Below are 19283 nucleotides of genomic sequence, written 5' to 3' on the forward strand. Positions count from 1 at the left end.
TCCGCCTAGGCCGGGGCGAGTGCCTTGTTGAGCACGGCGCGGATCCTCTTCTCCGACACCGAATACGCTGTTCCGAGTTCAACGGCGAAGAGGCTCACCCGGAGCTCCTCGAGCATCCAGCGCACCTGGGTTAACTCAGGGCCGGCCTTCCGTCCGGGGAGCAGGGCCGATACGGCGTCGTCGTAGTCGTCCTCGAGCCGCTGCACCGCGGCCATGTTCAGGGCGTCGCGCTGGACGTTGCCCGGCAGGCGTTCCAGCCTCTTCTCAATGGCCGTAAGGTACCGGGGGAGCTGGCTCAGCTGGGCGTAGCCCGTCCGTGCCACAAAGCCGGGGTAGACCAGCTGTTCCAGTTGGCTTTTGATGTCGTTGAGGGCACTGATCAGCGCCAGGCTGGTGGTGCCCTTCAGCTGTTTTTCGATCCGCCGGGTGCTGGCCAGGATGCGTTCCACCACGGCGGTGACGCTGAACACGGTGTCGATCAGTTCGGCCCGGACCACCTCGTACAGCCGGTCAAAGGACTCCCGGTCCCAGGGCAGTTCCGCGGGCGTGAGCTTGTCGATGGCGGCCAGGGCGCAGTCCGCGATCAGGCTTGAGACCGAGCCGTGCGGGTTTTGGCTGAAAGTGAGTTTCTCCGTGTTGCTCAGGTGCTCCAGCACGTACCGGTCAGGAGCCGGAACGCGCAGGGCCAGCAGCCTGACCACTCCGCCGCGCATTGCCTCCTGCTGTTCCTCGGCAGTCTGGAAGACACGCAGTGACACCGACGTGCCCTGGTCCACCAGTGCCGGATAACCCGTCACTGTATGGCCGTTGACCGTGCTGCTGACCTGGCGCCGGACCGTTCCGACCGTCCATTCGGTGAGCCCGTCCTGTTCCCGGAAGCCGGGTGGGGCTCCGGCCCCCGGCACTTCGGCAGGCTGCCGCGCCGCGGATGATCCGGCGTCGTGCGTTTTCCCTGCTTTTTTGCCGTTGCCGGCGCCGGGCGCGGTGGAGGCAGGCGTGGCCCCCAGCGACTCGGCGATGGCCCGCCGCGTTGCCGGGGCCAGCTTCTCCTGGAGCGCGGCGAGGTCCTTGCCCTCGTCCAGGACTTTGCCCTTGCTGTCCACCACCTTGAAGCTGACCCGCAGGTGCGGGGGCACCGCGTCCCAGTTCCACGAACCCGGCGGGATGACGTGTCCCCGGATCCGGCGCAGGGCAAGCTCAAGGGAAGGTTCGAGTTCATCCACGGCTGGATCGAAATCGGCTTCCAGGAGTGCCACCGCCTGCCGGGCAACGTCCGGGGCGGGAACGAAGTTCTTCCGGACCTGCTTGGGCAGGGATTTGATCAGGGCCGTCACCAGCTCAACACGCTGCCCGGGTATGAGCCAGCGGAAGGCCTTGTCATCCAGCTGATTAAGGAACAGCACCGGCACCTCGGCCGTGACGCCGTCGGACGGGTTGGGCGGCGAACCCGGAGCCACCGGGTGGAACTCGTAGCTCAGCGGAAGCTCGAAGCCCTTGTGCAGCCACGTTTTGGGGTAGGCGGAGTCGTCAAGGTCGTCCGCGTCGTCGCTGAGGAGGAGGGATTTGTCGTAGTCCAGGAGGTCCGGGTTCTTCTGCCGCGCTTCCTTCCACCACTTGTCGAAGTGCCTCTCGGACACCACGTCAGGTCCGATCCGCGCATCGTAGAACTCGAACAGCGTCTCGTCATCCACAAGGAGGTCCCGGCGGCGCATCCTGGCCTCCAGTTCCTCCACCTCATTGAGGAGGGCCCGGTTGCGGTGGAAGAACTTGTGGTGGGTTTTCCAGTCGCCTTCCACCAGGGCATGGCGGATGAAGAGTTCCCGGGCGACGACGGGGTCAACCCTCCCGTAGTTGATCCTGCGCTGGGCGATGATGGGCACGCCGTAGAGGGTGACCTTTTCGTAGGCCATCACTGAACCTTGCCGGGTGGACCAGTGCGGTTCGCTGTAGCTGCGCTTCACCAGGTCCGGGGCCACCTGCTCGGCCCATACAGGATCGAACTTCGCAGCCACCCTCGCCCAGAGGCGGCTGGTCTCCACGAGTTCCGCCGCCATCACGAATGTGGGCGACTTCTTGAAGAGGGCGGAGCCGGGGAAGATGGCGAACCGGCTGCCGCGGGCTCCGGCATACTCCCGCTTGCGCTCATCCAGGATGCCGATGTGGCTCAGGAGGCCGGAAAGAAGGCTGATGTGGATGCCCTCGTGGTTGCCCACCGGATCGGCAAGCCGCTTGTTGTCGAGGCTGATGCCCAGGGGCCGGGCCAGCTGGCGCAGCTGGGCAAACAGGTCCTGCCACTCCCGGACCCGGAGGTAATTGATGAACTCGGCCCGGCACATCCGGCGGAAGGCGGACGACGAGAGCTCCTGCTGCTTCTCCTGCAGGTAGTTCCAGAGGTTAAGGAAGCCGGTGAAGTCCGAGTTCTCGTCCTTGAACCGGTTGTGCTTTTCCGCCGCGAGTTGCTGCTTGTCTGTTGGACGCTCGCGCGGGTCCTGGATGGTGAGGGCCGCGGCCAGGACCATCACCTCGCGGACGCAGCCGCGTTTGCCCGCCTCCACGATCATCCGGCCCAGGCGGGGGTCCACCGGCAGCTGGGCGAGCTTCTGCCCGACGGCGGTGAGCCCGCCGCCGCTTTTCGCCCCGTCCGTGCCGTGCTGCGGCCGGGCGGCAGCGAGGGCGCCGAGTTCGCGGAGCAGCGTGACGCCGTCGTTGATGGCCCGTGTTTCGGGCGGCTCCACGAAGGGGAAGTTTTCGACGTCCTTGGGGCCGCGCGCCACTCCCATGGCGGTCATCTGCAGGATGACGGCGGCGAGGTTGGTGCGCAGGATTTCCGGGTCGGTGTACAGCGGCCGCGAATCGAAGTCTTCCTCGGAGTACAGGCGGATGGCGATGCCGTCCGAGACGCGGCCGCACCGCCCCGAACGCTGGTTGGCGGACGCCTGCGAGACCCGTTCGATGGGCAGCCGCTGGACCTTGGTGCGGTGCGAGTACCGGGAGATGCGGGCGGTGCCGGTGTCGATGACGTACTTGATGCCTGGAACCGTGAGCGAGGTTTCGGCGACGTTGGTGGCCAGCACGATCCGCCGCTTGTTGCCCGGGTGGAACACCTTGTGCTGTTCCTGCAGGCTCAGCCGGGCGAAGAGCGGAAGGACTTCCGTTCCGGCCAGCCGGCGGTTGGACTGGATGCGGGCCTGCAGCGCTTCGGCAGCGTCGCGGATTTCGCGCTCGCCGGAGAAGAACACCAGGATGTCGCCCGGCGCTTCCAGGGCAAGTTCGTCGACGGCGTCACACACGGCGTCAAGCGGATCGCGGTCTTCCTCGAGTTCGTCATCGGAACCGTTCTCGTCGTCAGGGCCGGCTCCGCCTGGCGGCTGGGAGAGCGGGCGGTACCGGATTTCCACCGGGTAGGTCCGCCCGGAGACCTCGACAATGGGTGCGGGTTCTTCCGGTGTGCCGAAATGGTTGGCAAAGCGCTGGGGGTCGATGGTGGCGGAGGTGATGATCACCTTGAGGTCCGGCCGCTGCGGCAGGATCCGCTTGAGGTAGCCCAGGATGAAGTCGATATTGAGGCTTCGCTCGTGGGCCTCGTCGATGATGATCGCGTTGTACTTGCGCAGCAGTTTGTCCCGCTGGATTTCTGCAAGCAGGATGCCGTCGGTCATCAGCTTGACCTTCGTGGCGCGGCTGACCTCACCGGTGAAGCGGACCTGGAAGCCCACCTCCTGGCCGATGTCCACGCCAAGTTCCTCGGCGATGCGCTCGGCCACCGTGCGGGCGGCCAGCCTGCGCGGCTGGGTGTGGCCGATCAGCCCGTTTTCGCCCAGGCCAAGTTCGAGGCACATCTTTGGTATCTGGGTGGTCTTACCGGAACCGGTCTCGCCGGCGATGATGGTGACCTGGTTCGCCGCTATGGCTGCCATCAGGTCTTCGCGCCGCTCGGAGACCGGCAGCTCGGCGGGATAGGAGATGTGAAGTGTCATGTCTGCTGACAGTCTACTGCGGGAGCCCGGGCTTCCCGTCTGTACTGCCGGCAGTTGTCCGGCGCCTTTTGGTCCTGCCGGCTAGAAGACGCGGAGCGTGTAGTTGATGCTGGGGAGGTCCAGGGCGGACCAGGCTTCGTGGGATTCGACAGGAGGCGTATGCCCCCGGCCGTCACGCAAAAGTGCTGAAACGGTGGCGGCGGCCACGAGGAGGATCAGGAGGACGAGGAGGGTTATGAGGATTTCCATGACTCCATGCTTCTCCTCCCCGCAGCCAAGAAAAAGTGGCAGAAATGCCCAAAAAGCTATAATTCCTGCCACAATGGAAGCATGCTCAAATCAGTGGCTCTCATAGTGGTTCCCAACTTCTCGATATTCGAGTTCGGTACTGCCTGCGAGGTCTTCGGTATTGACAGATCCGGCCGGGGGAGCGGCGTCCCGGCCTTCGACTTCCGCGTCTGCACGCCGCAGCCTGGTAACGTCCGGCTCAAGTCCGGCCTGTCCCTGAACGTCGGCCTGGGACTTGAGGCAACCGACGATGCGGACCTGGTCATCATGGCGCCCTACGGCAGGGACGACGAGTTGCCCGAATCCGTCCTCGAGGCGCTCCGGGCTGCCGATGCGAGGGGAGCCTGGGTAATGTCCATCTGCTCGGGCGCTTTTGCCTTGGCCCGCGCCGGCTTGCTCGACGGGCGCCGCTGCACCACCCACTGGCACTACTCAGGCCAACTGGCTGCAGAGTATCCGCGCGTACAGGTGGACGAAAACGTCCTCTACGTGCAGGACGGCAACATCATCACTTCCGCAGGCACCGCCGCCGGGATCGATGCGTGCCTGCACCTTGTGCGCGTCGAACTGGGGGCGCAGGTGGCGGCCGCGATCGCCAGGGACATGGTGGTTCCCCCGCACCGTGACGGCGGCCAGGCGCAGTTCATCGACCGGCCAATGCCAGCCTGCGGTTCCGCTCCCATGGAGGAACTGCTGCGCTGGATGGTGGAGAACCTGGACCGCGAGCACACGGTGAACGAACTGGCGGCACGGGTCCACATGTCGCCGAGGACCTTTGCACGGCGGTTCAGGTCGGAGACCGGAGCGACGCCTGCCGCCTGGCTCAATTCACAGCGTGTTCTACGCGCCCAGGAACTCCTTGAGTCCACCGACCTGAACATCGAAGAAATCGCCAGGGAGTCCGGCTTCGGGCACCCTGTCCTGCTGCGGCACCACTTCGCCAAGGTCCTGGACACCAGCCCGCAGTCATACCGCCGCGCTTTCCGCGGCCAACTGGCTGTGGCGGGATAGCGCCCCTTGCACGCTAACCGGGCGCCGGTCCGTTGCGGCGTTGTTTGGCGCGGATTTCCTCGGCCGCTTCCCGCGTACTGTCCACGAGAATCCGCCAAGGTCCGGTGACGGCCTGCTCAGGCAGGGCTGCCCGGCGCTGCCCTGCCCGGATCGAATAGATGAACCTGTCCGGTTGGGCTTCCGCAAACTGCTCGGAGGCTGCCTTCGGGGTCCTGGGTACTGAATCCCACGGGCATGCCTCCACGATGGGCTGCCACTGGCTGATGGCGCTCTTGGATTGGGCTTCCACAGTCCACACCCGTGGTATCGCGGCGATTCCTCCGGTGCGCTCAACACTGATCTTCATGGCCTGGTCCTTGGGCTTGCCCTACAGCCTGGCTGCCGCCCCGAAGTACGGCAGCCAGGCGTCCGTTAAAGCTTGACCTTCACAGTTTCCCACGCCTTCCGGACGGCGTCATGCTCGGTGGATCCGGAACCGAAGAGCTCCACGGCGGATGCGGCCGTGGCACGCGCAAAGACCCTGAAGGTCGCCGTGGGAGGCAGTGTTCCGCCCGTGAGTGTCTCGTACCAGATGCGCCCGGGCGAGTCCCAGGCGTTTCCCCCGAGGGTCTCCGCCACGAGGTAGAAGGCGCGGTTGGGGATGCCGGAGTTGATGTGGACCCCGCCGTTGTCGGCGCTCGTCTTGACGTACGCGTCCATGGAGTCCGGCTGGGGGTCCTTGCCCAGCACGTCGTCGTCGTACGCCGTGCCGGGGGCCTTCATGGAACGCAAGGCGCTGCCCTGCACTTCGGCTGTGAAGAGGCCCTCGCCGATCAGCCAGCTGGCCTCGGCAGTGGACTGGTTTTTGACATACTGCTCGACCAGTGCGCCAAAGACGTCGGACATGGATTCGTTAAGGGCCCCCGCCTGGTTGCGGTAGGCGAGCGCGGCGGAATACTGGGTGACACCGTGGGCCAGTTCGTGGCCGATGACGCTCAGGGACCGGGTGAACCGTTCGAAGACCTCGCCGTCGCCGTCGCCGAAGACCATCTGTTTGCCGTCCCAAAAGGCGTTGTCGTACAGCTTGCCGAAGTGGACCGTTGCGTCCAGCGGCAGCCCGCGTCCGTCGATGGAGTTGCGTCCGAACACGTCCGCGTACAGGCGGTGCGTGTGGCCCAGCCCGTCGTAGGCCTCATCGACGGCAGGGTCATCCGTGGCGGCTTCACCCTCCTTGCGGACCAGCCTGCCGGGGAGGGTCTCCGAGCCGCCGGCGTCGTAGATGGCCCGGGTTGACGGTCCCGGCTTCGCCTGGCGGACGCCTGCCGGAATGCCCGGCACAGGCTGGGACCGTGCTGAATGGAACGACTCCACATGGCCCAAAGCTTCCTTGGCTGCCCTGGCCGCGGAGGAAAACTCCGGCGCACCCTGTTTGGCCAACCGCCTCAACAGGTATGGCGGAACGATGGAACAGAACGGAACGTGCATGGCGTACCCCCTCGACTTGGTGATTTCAGCCTACGAGGGCGCACCGACAATCCTTCGCAGGCTCACGTACGGAAGCAGGCAGCGTGAACGGGCGTATGGGAGCAGAAAACCCCGCCACTTCATTGAAGTGGCGGGGTTCTTCTGGTGCCCTCGATAGGATTCGAACCTACGACCTTCTGCTCCGGAGGCAGACGCTCTATCCCCTGAGCTACGAGGGCAATCCGGGGTTTCCTGCCGTTGCTGGCGGGACGTCCTAGAGCTTAGCAGGAAGGTGGCCCGCAAGGGAAAATCGCTACCGCCCCGCCACCCCGTGCGCGGTCCCGGGCCGGAATCAGTAGCCGGAGAATGAGTCCACGTGGAGCCGGCGGGCCCCTGCCTGCTTAGCCGCCCGCCGCAGCGAGGCGACGCTGGCCGGTGAGCCCGAGACGTAAACGTCCCGCTCCGCGATGTCCGGGACCAGTGCCCGGAGGGCTTCGCCATCCAGCCGCGTGCCGTCCCAGGAGGCGGCGGCCAGGTCCGGCGGCGGCGCGGAACCATCCGCAGTGCGCACCAGGACGCGGATGCCCGCCGCCCGCAGTTCCTGCGCATAGGCAATCTCGTCGGCGCTCCTGGCAAGGAGGAGGAGGACAGCGTCCCGTTCCCGCAGTCCTCCCGAAGACAAGTGTGAAAGGTAGGGCGTGATGCCGATTCCGGCGGCAATCAGCAGTACCGGCTTCCGGGGATCCCGGGGGAGGACAAAGTCTCCCCCCACGGACGTGGCGGTCACTTTGTCCCCGGGCTTCAGCGCAAGGAGGACCCGCTTCGCCGGGGACACCGGCTCAGCTGTCCGCACGCCAAACTTCACCAGGCGGTCGTCCGGCGAACCTGTCAGGCTGAACACACGACGCCGTCCCTTCCTGTCCGACTTGACCTGCGGCAGGTCCAGCTCCATGTACTGCCCCGGCACAAAGCGGACCGGCCGGGACGGTTCGAAGGAGAACTCGGTAGTGCTGGGTGTCAACGCCCTGGTTCCGGCAAAACGAAGGGACACGCTCCCATGCTGGCCCGCCAGGAAAGCCAGCAGATTGCCCAGCAGGAGCGCCGCCTCCGGAGAGTTGGCCAGGAAACCGACGTTGTAGGGGACCGCGAAAACGACACCTACCACTGCGGCCAACGCCAGCTGCTGCCAGCGCCGCGGCGGCAGCGTCAGCGGCTCGGTAAGCATGAACCCCGCAAAGAACAGCAGCGGCCGCTGGGCAAAGGACTGCCACAAGGCCATGCCCGCTGACAGCCCGGCCTGGATCAGTTCGGAAGTGATGATCGCGGCGGCAACAACGGTGAACACCGAAGCCATGAGGAACTTCCGGGTGCGGTACAGGACCAGCAGGATCCCGGGGACCAGCAGCCACAGCATGGCCGGCGTGGCGGCCCACCAGGTTGCGATATTCAGGCCGGTGAGGCCCGTGACGAACGCGCCGGCGGCGGCGGGGTTGAACACATGCCGGCCGCGCCAGGCGAGGGCGTATTTCGACGCCGATGCCAGCACGCACGCCAAAGCCACTCCCGCCACATCCATGGGGGCGAAGGAGGGCCAGAACAGGAAATAGAGCAGCAGCCCGGTGATCAGCGACGACTCGGAGTGCGGCCGTACCCGGAACAGCACTGCCAGCGCCCTGTTCGACGCGTACGTCAGCCCAAGGCAGAGGACCAGGTGCGCCAGCATCTCCGGAATGCCGAAAGTCAGCCAGCCCAGGGCATCCAGCAGAAGGCTGTATCCGGCGAGGGCCGCCAGGACCAGGAGGATCAGCCGGTACATGGTGAACCGGCCCAGCACGGTATCCAGCAGGCCGGCCACGGACAGGGCCGGTCCGGCCCCCGGCGCTTCAACGGGGCTCATGAAAACAGTGTCCCTTCAAATCCTGCGGAATGGGTGGCGCTTCCGTCCGAGAAGACCGTCAACCAGGAAAAATCGAAAGACCGCTGGAGTTCGTCACCAGGGAGGAAAAAGAGCGCCGTTGCCAGGGCATCGGCCAGCATGGTGGTTTCCGCCAGAGTCCACGTGGCCACGGCGGTCCTGACAGGGCGACCGGTCCTGCCATCCAGGACGTGGTGCAGGCCGTCGCCCCAGGCGCGCCGGTTTGCGGCAGATGCACAGAGTGCCCGGCCTGCCAGCTGCACCACCCCGATGGCCTGGGCTTCGTTGTAGGGGTGTTCCAATGCCACCGGAACGGGATCCGGGCCACGCGCCAGGAGGTCCCCGCCGGCATCGATGATGAAGGCCTCCACGCCTCCCGCCTCAAGCTCCGCCGCCAGCAGATCCACGAGCAGGCCCTTGCCGGCGGCCCCGATGTCCAGGACGGCAGGAGCCTTCGTGGTGAGGGTGGTGCCGGCCCAGTCCAGTACGTCGTCCCAGGCCGGAGCAGGCAGCGGGGAGCCGGACGGCCGAAGCGAGTAGCCGGCGTCGTAGCCCAGGCGCTCCAGGCTGGTGCCGATGAGCGGGGTCATGGCCCCGCCGGTGAGCTGGTAGAGGGTGCGGTAGATCAGCCCGAGCGGTCCGGCCTCGGCGGGAAACTCGTACCGGCCGGGTTCCCTGGCCATCGCGGTGACGCGGGAATCGTCCCGGAAGCGGGACCAGTCGGCGTCGAACCGTTCCACCACGTCCAGGAGGCGGGTCCGCAGGGCGGGACCGAGCAGCCCGGGCGCAGAGACCTGCCAGCGCGTCCCGATCCCCTCAAACGCAAAGTCCTCCCGGTCCCCGTCCGGCACGGCCTACCGGGCCTCCGACTTGATCTGCTCCAGGGCCTTGTTGAAACCGCCGCTGGTGAGGGAAGAGCCCGCAACCTTGGACACATTGAGCTCGTCGATGTTCCTGCCAACCACCTGGGCCGCGATGCCGCCGGCAAACTCGCCCTGGAACTTGCGGGTATTCGGGTTGGACGGATGCTGGGTGATCTGCACGTCCGTGACGGTCCCGGCGGCGAGCGTGAGCTGGACGCCCACTGTCTCCGTACCGTTGGGCGACACATAGGTGCCGTCGGCGCTGTACGTGCCGTCCTTGTATTCCGCCCCGCCGGCCGCCGTTGTCGACGCTCCGGTGGAGGGGGTGGTTGCCGCGGTGCTGCTCCCGGCTGACGGCGCGCAGCCTGCCACCGCTCCCGCCAGGGACAGGCCGGCGACTCCGGCGTAAACACTTTTACGGACTGAGGGTCTCATCAGGGTTCTCGTTTCATCAGGGGACGCAGGAAGGGATCTGCTCAGTGCTTACTGTGTTGTCAACGCAAAAGCCAGCGTATTGGTTCAACCTGTGCGGTGATTTCCGGTTTCCTGTGGATCGACAGGGTGCAGGAAGCGCCCTGGATTCCTTTGCTGTGACCGGCCCCCGGTAGTCTAGAAGGGTGACTCCCGAAGAACTCTCCCTCGCCATATCCGCCTGCCTGAAGGACGCTGTCGCCGCCGGTGACATCGCCCTTGCAGCATCAGCTGTCCCTGATGAGGTGCGCGTGGAGCGACCCAAGAACCGGGACCACGGCGACTGGGCTACCAACATTGCCCTGCAGCTTGCCAAGCAGGCCGGCACCAGCCCGCGTGAATTCGCCACCATCCTCAGTGCCCGGCTGAAGTCCATCGACGGCGTTGCCGCCGTGGACATCGCGGGGCCGGGGTTCCTGAACATTACCGTGGAGGCGGCTGCCGCCGGCGCCCTGGCCAAGGTGATTGTCGAAGCCGGAAAGCAGTACGGCACCAACTCCGCGCTCGCCGGCCACACGGTGAACATGGAGTTTGTCTCGGCCAATCCCACCGGTCCGCTGCATATCGGGCACACCCGTTGGGCGGCGTTGGGGGATTCGATCGCGCGCGTGCTGCGTGCGTCCGGGGCGGATGTGACCGCTGAGTATTACATCAATGACGCCGGCACGCAGATGAACGTCTTCGCACACTCCGTCTACAACCGGCTGCACGGCCTCCCCGTGCCCGACGGCGGCTACCCCGGACAGTACATTGCGGACCTTGGGCATGAGGTGCTGACGGAGCACCCGGACATCCGCGAACTGACTGAAGTTGCGGCCCTTCCAGTGATCCGCGCCGCTGCCTACGAGGCGCAGATGAAGGACATCAAGGCCACCCTTGCGGACTTCGGCGTGGAGTTCGACGTGTTCTTCTCCGAGCAGGAGCTGCACGACGCCGGCGCGATCGAGAGTGCAGTGGCGCGCCTGCGCGAGCAGGGCCACGTGTTCGACGACGGCGGCGCGGTCTGGCTGCGGACCACGGACTTTGGCGACGACAAGGACCGGGTGATGATCCGGGCCAACGGCGAGCCGACGTACTTCGCAGCCGACGCCGCCTACTACCTGTCCAAGAAGGACCGCGGCTATACCGAGAAGATCTACCTCCTCGGCGCGGACCACCACGGCTACATCAACCGGCTCAAGGCGATTGCCGCGTGCGCCGGCGACGACCCCGAGGTCCACATCGAGGTGCTGATCGGGCAGCTGGTGTCCGTTAACGGAGCGAAGCTGTCCAAGCGCGCCGGAAACATCATTGAGCTCAAGGACCTGATCGACTGGCTTGGGAAGGACGCCGTCCGCTACTCGCTGGCACGCTTCCCCGCAGATTCGCCCCTGACCCTGGACCCGGAGCTGCTGAAGAAGCACAGCAACGAAAACCCGGTGTTCTACGTCCAGTACGCCCACGCCCGCTCCCGCGGTGCTGCCCGGAACGCCGTGGCGGCCGGAGTGGAGCGCCAGGTGGACGGCAAAGACAGCTTTGACGCCTCGCTGCTGGACCACGCCACCGAGAACGAGCTGCTTTCCTACCTGGGCAGTTACCCCTCGATCGTGGCCAAGGCCGCCGAGCTGCGCGAGCCGCACCGTGTGGCCCGCCACCTCGAGGTCATCGCCGGCGCCTACCACCGCTGGTATGACGCCTGCCGCATTGCGCCCATGGGCGACGAAGCGGTGACGGATGTCAACCGCACCCGGCTGTGGCTCAACGACGCCACGAGCCAGGTGCTGGCCAACGGCCTTGACCTGCTTGGCGTTTCCGCGCCGGAACGGATGTGATCCAATGACTGCACAGGACCCCATTGCCGGTTCTCCGCTAGCCCCGGGCTGGCTGTCTGTCCCTGCGGACTTGAATGCCCTCGAGCCAAAGATGTGGGCACAGGATGCAGCCAGGAACGAGTCCGGTGAACTCACCATCGACGGCATTCCGGTCAGCGAGCTCCAGCGGCAATATGGGACCCCGCTCTTCGTCATGAGCGAGACCGACTTCCGTGCCAGGGCACGCGCCTTCAGCGACGCCTTCAACAATGCGTTCGCCGATATCTGCGGGGGAGTGGACGTCTACTACGCCGGCAAATCATTCCTGTGCACCGCCGTGGTGCGGTGGGTCGAGGAGGAGGGGCTGCGGCTGGACACTGCGTCCGGCGGCGAGCTGGCCGTCGCGGCAAAGGCCGGAATTCCCGGCGCCGACGTGGCCCTGCACGGCAACAACAAGTCCGACGGCGAGATCCACCGTGCGCTGGACATGAAGCTGGGCCGGATTGTGGTGGACAGCCTCAGCGAACTGGTCCGGGTGGGCGCCATCGCTGAACTGCGGGGGGAAAAGGCCAAGGTCATGCTCCGGCTCACGCCGGGGGTCCACGCGCATACCCACGAATTCATTGCCACGGCCCACGAGGACCAGAAGTTCGGCCTCTCCATGGCGGCGGACACCACCGAACAGGCAGGGCTGTCCGCTGCTGAAGAAGCAGTGGCAGCCGCTGCCGCGCACCCGGGCATTGAACTGCTGGGACTGCACTGCCACATCGGATCCCAGATCTTCGAGCCGGACGGCTTCGCGATGGCTGCCGACAAGCTCCTTCGCTTCCTCGCCGCCATGCAGGAAAAGTACTCCATTGTCCTTCCGGAGCTGGACCTCGGCGGCGGCTACGGTATCGCCTACACCCCGGTGGACACCCCCCGCCCCGCAGCCGAGATCGCGGAGGCGATGGCCGCCGTCGTCCGTTCCACCTGCGCAGCACTGGGCATTGACTCGCCCCGCATCTCCATCGAACCCGGACGCGCCATCGTGGGCAGCACCACCTTCACCCTTTACGAAGCGGGGACGATCAAAACCGTGCGCGTGGACGCGCCGGCCCCCTCCGGAGCCAGTGACGGAGGCAACAACGTTACGTATCCGCGCCGGTATGTTTCGGTGGACGGCGGCATGAGCGACAACGCCCGGCCCGTGCTCTACGACGCCGATTACTCCGCAATTCTGGCCTCCCGCGCGTCCGCGGCGGCTCCGCAGCTGTCCCGCGTGGTGGGCAAACATTGCGAGAGCGGCGACATAGTTGTTAGAGATGTATATCTGCCCGAGGACGTGGCAGCCGGTGATCTGCTTGCTGTACCGGGGACCGGCGCCTACTGCTGGGCCCTGTCAAGCAACTACAACTATCTGGCCCGGCCGGGCGTTGTCGCGGTGCGCGACGGATCTGCCCGGCTGATTGTCCGCGGGGAAACCGAAGAAGATCTGCTGAACCGCGACATGGGAGCCTGAATGACGGAATTGCGAACCCTGAAAGTAGCCCTGCTGGGCTGCGGCAACGTTGGGGCCCAGGTTGCGCGGATCCTCATTGAGGACGCCGACACCCTTGCCGCCCGCACGGGCGCGAAGCTGCAGTTGAGCGGCATCGCCGTGCGCAACGTCAATGCCCCCCGCGACGTGGACCTGCCGCAGGAGCTCTTCACCACCGACGCCGAGACGCTGGTCAAGGACGCGGACCTGGTGATCGAGCTGATGGGCGGCATCGAGCCTGCCCGCACGCTGATCCTTTCGGCCCTCCGCAACGGTGCCTGCGTTGTCACTGGGAACAAGGCGCTCGTGGCGCAGGACGGCCCCACCCTGCACGAGGAAGCTGACAAGGCGGGCGTCCAGCTCTCCTATGAGGCCGCCGTCGCCGGTGCCATCCCCATCCTGCGGCCCATCCGCGACAGCCTCGCCGGCGACCGCATCACGCGCGTCCTGGGCATCGTCAACGGCACCACCAATTTCATCCTTGACCAGATGGACACCACCGGAGCCCAGTTCGCCGATGCCCTCGCCGAAGCGCAGCGCCTTGGCTACGCAGAAGCGGACCCCACTGCCGACGTCGAAGGCCACGATGCCGCGGCGAAGGCCGCCATCCTTGCCTCGCTGTCCTTCCACACCCGGTTTGCCCTGGAAAACGTCCACTGCGAAGGAATCACCTCGGTCACCGCGGCGGATATTGCCGCGGCCAAGGACGCCGGCTTTGTCATCAAGCTGCTGGCCATCGCGGAAAAGCTTCCCGCCGCAGGCACGGACGCGGACGGCGGCGAGGGCGTCTCCGTGCGCGTGCACCCCACGCTGCTTCCCCGTGAACACCCGCTGGCCGCCGTCCACGGCGCCTTCAACGCGGTGTTCATCGAAGCCGAGAACGCCGGCGAACTGATGTTCTACGGGCAGGGAGCCGGCGGTACACCCACGGCGTCCGCTGTCCTGGGCGACCTTGTCTCGGCCGCGCGCAGCCTGGTCCTCGGCGGCCCCGGCCGCACGGAAACCACCACCGGCCAGGTTTCGGCCCTGCCGATCGACGCGGCCGTCACCAGCTACTACATCGGCTTGGACGTCGCCGACCAGCCCGGCGTCCTGGCCAGGATTGCCCAGCTCTTCGCCGAGCACGGCGTGTCCATCGAGATCATGCGGCAGACCATCCACCGTGACGCGGAGTCCAACGTGGAATCCGCCGAGCTGCGGATCGTCACCCACCGCGCGTCAGAGGCTGCCCTAGCGGCCACCGTCGAGGCCGTGAAAGGCCTGGACGTCATCAATTCAGTTACATCCGTTCTGCGGGTAGAAGGAGTCTAAGTGGCTCACCAATGGCGCGGCGTCATCCGCGAATATGCTGACCGTCTGCCCGTGACGGAATCCACCAGGGTCATCACCCTTGGCGAAGGCGGCACACCGCTGGTGCGCGCGCAGAAGCTTTCCGAGCTCACCGGTTCCGAGGTGTACCTGAAGGTTGAGGGCATGAACCCCACGGGTTCCTTCAAGGACCGCGGCATGACCATGGCCATGACCGCCGCCGTCGCCTCCGGGGCAAAGGCTGTAGTCTGCGCCTCCACCGGTAACACCTCCGCCTCTGCTGCCGCCTACGCCACCGCTGCCGGCTTGAAGTGCGCTGTCCTGGTGCCGGAAGGCAAGATTTCCATGGGCAAGCTCAGCCAGGCCATCGCCCACGGCGCCACGCTGCTGCAGGTGGACGGCAACTTCGACAACTGCCTGGACATCGCCCGGAAGCTGGGGGAGTCCTACCCTGTGTTCCTGGTGAACTCAGTCAACCCGGCCCGCATCCAGGGCCAAAAGACCGGTGCCTTCGAAATCGTCGACGCGCTGGGCGACGCTCCGGACATCCACGTCCTGCCGGTCGGCAACGCCGGAAACATCACCGCTTACTGGAAGGGCTACAAGGAGTACTCCGCTCCCTTCGAGTCCGAAACGGCCGGCACCCTTCCCGCCGTCTCCACCAAGACCCCGGCCATGTGGGGTTTCCAGGCGGCTGGCGCGGCCCCCTTCGTCGCCGGCCACCCCATCACCGAACCGGACACCATTGCCACGGCCATCCGGATCGGCAACCCCGCCTCCTGGGACGGCGCCATTGGCGCCCGTGATGAGTCCGGCGGACTGATTGACGCAGTCACGGATGAGGAAATCCTGAATGCGCACCGCTGGCTGTCCGCACGCGAGGGCGTTTTCGTGGAGCCCGGATCCGCCGCAGGCGTGGCCGGGCTGCTGAAGAAGCACGCCGCCGGTGAAGTCCCGTCGGGCAAGACGATCGTCATCACCGTTACGGGCCACGGCCTCAAGGACCCCCAGTGGGCCCTGCGCACCGAGGACGGCAGCGATGTGCAGCCGGTCAAGGTACCCAACGACGTCGTCACCGTTGCAGCCGAACTGGGACTGGAAGACAAGTAACCGTGGAAACCACCCTCACTGTGCCTGCCGAGTCCGCAGCAGCTGCGCCGGCAGTCCCGGCCGGCCAGCTGGTGACCGTTCGCGTGCCCGCCACCAGCGCGAACCTGGGCCCCGGGTACGACAGCCTGGGGCTCGCCCTGTCGCTGCACGACACCCTGACGGTGGAAACCCTGGGCAGTGGCGAGCTGCACTTCGACCTCAGCGGCGAGGGGGCTGAAACACTTCCCCGCGATGCCAGCCACTTGGTGGTCAGGGCCCTCACGGAGGCCCTGCACCGCCTGGGCTTCCGGCACGAGGGGCTTCGGATCACGGCGGACAACGTCAACCCGCACGGGCGGGGGCTCGGGTCCTCGGCGTCGGCAGTGGTAGCTGCCGTGACCGCAGCCAATGCCCTGGTTCCTGAGGCTGCCCGCCGCGGGAAGGACTGGATCCTCCAGCTCACGTCCGAGATGGAGGGCCACCCGGACAACGTCGCACCCGCCATTTTCGGCGGACTGGCACTGTCCTGGCAGAACAATGACCAGTACAGCAGCACGCGGGCAACGGTGTCGGAATCGGTCATCCCCGTTGTGGCGGTGCCTGACTTCGAACTTTCCACGGAGGCGGCGCGGGCCCTCTTGCCGGCCTCGGTGGGCCACCACGCGGCCGCAATGAACGCCGGCCGCGCCGCGCTGCTGATCCACGCACTGACGGCCAAACCAGAATTCCTGCTGGCCGGCACCGAGGACTACCTGCACCAGAGCTACCGGGCGGAGGCAATGCGCCCGTCCGCAGCGCTGATCGGGGCGCTGCGCACGGCGGGATATGCCGCCGTCGTTTCGGGCGCCGGGCCCACCGTGCTGGTCCTGGCTGACGGCGAGGCTGAGGCTGCCGCCGTTGTGGCTTTCATCGAGGACTTCATCGCGGCCAACACGCCGGATATGGCATGGCGGGTGCTGAAGCTGGCAGTGGACGTTGAAGGTGCTAAGGTGGAGATGCACCGGCGGTAATTCCGCCTATCTGATCTCCTCCAGCATTCATTTGCGATTTGATCTCCTACTGCGCAATCTATTCCGGTGCCGCCTGCTTGGTCTGTCGCAGGAATCTGTAGCTATAAAGCTGCCCCTGATGCGTCAGCCCATCCCTCCGCCACGGGCGGAGTGGAAGGTGAATCAGTATCCGGCCCTGCTGGCCGATCTCCAACCGGCAAGGCCGAACAATCCGGCTGCAGATCTGAACTGCAGCCCAGATCAAATCATCGCGTCCAGCTCCTCGTCTGGACGCCGTCGAGGGGGAAGGATCCTTCGTGACCGAAACCACTGAGCTGTCGCCAGCTGTGGAACTATCATCTTCTGCTGCCGAATCGCCGGCCGCACCCGCCAAGAGCAGTGGCCTCGCAGGCCTTAAGCTCGCCCAGCTGCAGGCACTTGCCAGCCAGCTCGGTATTTCCGGCGGTTCCCGGATGCGCAAGGGGGACCTGGTCTCAGCCATTTCCGCCCATCGCGCCGGCACCCCGTTGACCAAGGCTCCTGCCAAGGCAACCGAGAAGCGGGCCGAGAGCATTGCCGCCCCGGCCGTCTCCGCCCCGGCTGCCGCCGCTCCGGCTGAGACTCCGGAAGCGCCCGCCGAAGGCACCCGCGCCCGCCGTGGCCGCAGCCGCCGCGCAGTGAGCGACGGAGTGGTGGCACCGGCCGCCGCTGAGCCCGCTGCTGCCGAAACGGGCCCCGCCGCGCCGGTGGAAGCGCCTGCGGAGGCTCCCGAAGCAACTGAAGGCGCCACCGAGCGCCGCCAGCCGCGCACCCGTAACCGCCGCCGCGGCGAAGCTGCCGCCGCAGCACCCCAGGGTGCGGAGGCCGCCGAGGCTCCTGCCGTGCAGGCCGACGTCGAACAGCGCCCCGCAGCACAGGCCGCGGAACAGCGCACCTCAGAACTGCGGACGTCAGAACAGCGCACCGAAGCTCCGGCTGAGGGCGATGCAGGCCAGCGCACCGACCGCCGTGAAGGCGGCCGCACCCGCGGCCGCGACGGCGGCCCGCGTGAAGGCACCGAGGGCGGCCGTGACAACGCAGGCAGCCGCGAGGCCGGCCAGCGCGAAGGGTCCCGCCGCGAGGACAGCCGCGACAGTGACGACTCCGACGGCGGCAGCCGCCGCAACCGCCGTAACCGGCGCGACCGGAACGATCGCAATGACCGCTCGGGCGGCCAGGACCGCGATAACTCCCGCAATGACCGCTTCCGCGACCGCAATGACCGCCGCCGCGGCCGCGCCCAGGGTCCGGATGTCGACGACGTTGAGGTCACCGAGGACGATGTCCTCCTGCCGGTAGCCGGAATTTTGGACGTTCTGGAGAACTACGCGTTCATCCGTACCTCCGGTTACCTGCCGGGCCCCAACGACGTCTACGTCTCCCTGGCCCAGGTCAAGAAGTACAACCTCCGCAAGGGTGACGCCGTCGTCGGCGCCATCCGGGCGCCCCGCGATGGCGAAGACCGCAGCCAGCAGTCCGCCCGCCAGAAGTTCAACGCCCTGGTCCGCGTCACTTCCGTCAATGGCAAGACGCCGGAAGAGCTCAAGGACCGCGTCGAGTTCGCCAAGCTGGTTCCGCTCTACCCGTCCGAGCGCCTGCGCCTGGAGACCGATCCCAAGAAGATCGGCCCCCGTGTCATCGACCTCGTGGCGCCGATCGGCAAGGGCCAGCGTGGCCTGATCGTCTCGCCGCCGAAGGCCGGAAAGACGCTCATCCTGCAGTCCATCGCCAACGCGATCACCACCAACAACCCTGAGGTCCACCTCATGATGGTGCTGGTTGACGAACGCCCCGAAGAAGTCACGGACATGCAGCGCACCGTCAAGGGCGAGGTCATTGCCTCCACCTTCGACCGTCCTGCCGACGACCACACCACCGTGGCCGAACTTTCCATCGAACGCGCCAAGCGCCTCGTGGAAATGGGCATGGACGTTGTGGTCCTCCTGGACTCCATGACCCGCCTGGGCCGTGCCTACAACCTGGCGGCACCGGCCTCGGGCCGCATCCTGTCCGGTGGTGTCGACTCCGCGGCACTGTACCCGCCCAAGCGTTTCTTCGGTGCAGCCCGCAATATCGAAAACGGCGGCTCGCTCACCATCCTGGCCACCGCGCTCGTAGAGACCGGTTCCAAGATGGACGAGGTCATCTTCGAAGAGTTCAAGGGCACCGGCAACATGGAGCTCCGCCTGTCGCGCCAGCTGGCTGACAAGCGCATCTTCCCGGCCGTGGACGTCAACGCGTCCGGCACCCGCCGTGAAGAGAACCTGCTCTCGCCCGAGGAAGTCAAGATCATGTGGAAGCTGCGCCGCGTCCTCTCCGGACTCGAGACCCAGCAGAGCCTTGAACTGCTGACCAACAAGATCCGGGAAACCCAGAGCAACGTTGAGTTCCTCATGCAGGTCCAGAAGACGACGCTTGGTGCGAAGTCGGATAACGACAAGTAGCTGAGTCACCGCTCAAAATATGCCGGCCCCGCCCCTACGCCGGGTGGCTTGCGATCTACGATCCCAAGCCACCCGGCTCCGGCAGGCCCGTAAGGGAGATGACGAGGGCCCCGACCTGAGCTTGCGAAGGTTGGGAG

Annotated in this window: 14 protein-coding genes and 1 tRNA gene; 7 read left to right on the top strand and 8 right to left on the bottom strand. The window is 66.4% G+C overall.

Annotated features, from left to right (window positions below; translation table 11 throughout):
• Positions 1 to 5: 5 nt before the first annotated feature.
• Together hrpA and PV768_RS03575 are read right to left on the bottom strand one after the other, a co-directional pair.
• A complete protein-coding gene (hrpA, locus tag PV768_RS03570; protein WP_421092303.1) occupies positions 6 to 3977 on the bottom strand; it encodes an ATP-dependent RNA helicase HrpA in 3972 nt (1323 codons plus the stop codon).
• An 81-nt stretch (positions 3978 to 4058) separates the two neighbouring features.
• On the bottom strand, positions 4059 to 4226 hold the full coding sequence (locus PV768_RS03575) for a hypothetical protein (protein WP_197432488.1): 168 nt from the start codon (positions 4224 to 4226) through the stop codon (positions 4059 to 4061).
• A gap of 81 nt (positions 4227 to 4307) precedes the next feature.
• Here PV768_RS03575 and PV768_RS03580 point away from each other — a divergent pair, with 81 nt between their 5' ends.
• Positions 4308 to 5276: a GlxA family transcriptional regulator gene (locus PV768_RS03580; protein WP_321213869.1), complete on the top strand. Its 969-nt coding sequence runs from the start codon at positions 4308 to 4310 to the stop codon at positions 5274 to 5276.
• Positions 5277 to 5289: 13 nt separating this feature from the next.
• On the opposite strand, the gene PV768_RS03585 is transcribed toward PV768_RS03580, so the two are convergent.
• The 6 genes from PV768_RS03585 to PV768_RS03610 all read right to left on the bottom strand — a co-directional run bounded on the left by PV768_RS03585 (position 5290) and on the right by PV768_RS03610 (position 9932).
• The gene (locus PV768_RS03585) at positions 5290 to 5622 is read right to left on the bottom strand and encodes a protealysin inhibitor emfourin (protein WP_157241817.1); all 333 of its coding nucleotides are present in this window, start codon (positions 5620 to 5622) and stop codon (positions 5290 to 5292) included.
• A gap of 65 nt (positions 5623 to 5687) precedes the next feature.
• Positions 5688 to 6740: a M4 family metallopeptidase gene (locus tag PV768_RS03590; protein WP_157241818.1), complete on the bottom strand. Its 1053-nt coding sequence runs from the start codon at positions 6738 to 6740 to the stop codon at positions 5688 to 5690.
• Between the two features lie 142 nt (positions 6741 to 6882).
• A tRNA-Arg gene (locus PV768_RS03595) sits at positions 6883 to 6958 on the bottom strand.
• Positions 6959 to 7071: 113 nt separating this feature from the next.
• Positions 7072 to 8616: an FAD-dependent oxidoreductase gene (locus PV768_RS03600; protein WP_157241819.1), complete on the bottom strand. Its 1545-nt coding sequence runs from the start codon at positions 8614 to 8616 to the stop codon at positions 7072 to 7074.
• The gene (locus PV768_RS03605) at positions 8613 to 9485 is read right to left on the bottom strand and encodes an FAD:protein FMN transferase (RefSeq protein WP_421092304.1); all 873 of its coding nucleotides are present in this window, start codon (positions 9483 to 9485) and stop codon (positions 8613 to 8615) included. The genes PV768_RS03600 and PV768_RS03605 overlap by 4 nt, the downstream gene beginning before the upstream one ends.
• A 3-nt stretch (positions 9486 to 9488) precedes the next feature.
• Positions 9489 to 9932 carry an FMN-binding protein gene (locus PV768_RS03610; RefSeq protein WP_157241820.1) on the bottom strand — a complete coding sequence of 148 codons (444 nt, stop codon included), beginning with the start codon at positions 9930 to 9932 and terminating at the stop codon, positions 9489 to 9491.
• A gap of 182 nt (positions 9933 to 10114) precedes the next feature.
• On the opposite strand from PV768_RS03610, the gene argS reads away from it, so the two are divergent.
• From argS to rho, 6 genes are all read left to right on the top strand, one after another.
• Complete coding sequence (gene argS / locus PV768_RS03615; RefSeq protein WP_421092305.1) at positions 10115 to 11779, top strand: arginine--tRNA ligase; 1665 nt, start codon at positions 10115 to 10117, stop codon at positions 11777 to 11779.
• 4 nt (positions 11780 to 11783) lie between these two features.
• Complete coding sequence (gene lysA, locus PV768_RS03620) at positions 11784 to 13259, top strand: diaminopimelate decarboxylase (protein WP_421092306.1); 1476 nt, start codon at positions 11784 to 11786, stop codon at positions 13257 to 13259.
• Positions 13260 to 14588: a homoserine dehydrogenase gene (locus tag PV768_RS03625; protein ID WP_421092307.1), complete on the top strand. Its 1329-nt coding sequence runs from the start codon at positions 13260 to 13262 to the stop codon at positions 14586 to 14588.
• On the top strand, positions 14589 to 15695 hold the full coding sequence (gene thrC, locus PV768_RS03630; protein ID WP_321213864.1) for a threonine synthase: 1107 nt from the start codon (positions 14589 to 14591) through the stop codon (positions 15693 to 15695).
• A 2-nt stretch (positions 15696 to 15697) separates the two neighbouring features.
• Entirely contained in the window at positions 15698 to 16684 is a 987-nt protein-coding gene (thrB, locus tag PV768_RS03635) for a homoserine kinase (protein WP_321213863.1), read from the top strand.
• 296 nt (positions 16685 to 16980) lie between these two features.
• Positions 16981 to 19146, top strand: a complete 2166-nt coding sequence (gene rho / locus PV768_RS03640; protein WP_421092308.1) for a transcription termination factor Rho — start codon at positions 16981 to 16983, stop codon at positions 19144 to 19146.
• Positions 19147 to 19283 lie beyond the last annotated feature (137 nt).

It is taken from the genome of Pseudarthrobacter sp. CC4 (assembly GCF_048957775.1).
Lineage (GTDB): Bacteria > Actinomycetota > Actinomycetes > Actinomycetales > Micrococcaceae > Arthrobacter.

Bases quoted from the DNA above. Each gene is read 5' to 3' on its own strand.
- hrpA (WP_421092303.1), bottom strand. From the start codon at position 3,977: ATGACACTTCACATCTCCTATCCCGCCGAGCTGCCGGTCTCCGAGCGG.
- PV768_RS03575 (WP_197432488.1), bottom strand. From the start codon at position 4,226: ATGGAAATCCTCATAACCCTCCTCGTCCTCCTGATCCTCCTCGTGGCC.
- PV768_RS03580 (WP_321213869.1), top strand. From the start codon at position 4,308: ATGCTCAAATCAGTGGCTCTCATAGTGGTTCCCAACTTCTCGATATTC.
- PV768_RS03585 (WP_157241817.1), bottom strand. From the start codon at position 5,622: ATGAAGATCAGTGTTGAGCGCACCGGAGGAATCGCCGCGATACCACGG.
- PV768_RS03590 (WP_157241818.1), bottom strand. From the start codon at position 6,740: ATGCACGTTCCGTTCTGTTCCATCGTTCCGCCATACCTGTTGAGGCGG.
- PV768_RS03600 (WP_157241819.1), bottom strand. From the start codon at position 8,616: ATGAGCCCCGTTGAAGCGCCGGGGGCCGGACCGGCCCTGTCCGTGGCC.
- PV768_RS03610 (WP_157241820.1), bottom strand. From the start codon at position 9,932: ATGAGACCCTCAGTCCGTAAAAGTGTTTACGCCGGAGTCGCCGGCCTG.
- lysA (WP_421092306.1), top strand. From the start codon at position 11,784: ATGACTGCACAGGACCCCATTGCCGGTTCTCCGCTAGCCCCGGGCTGG.
- PV768_RS03625 (WP_421092307.1), top strand. From the start codon at position 13,260: ATGACGGAATTGCGAACCCTGAAAGTAGCCCTGCTGGGCTGCGGCAAC.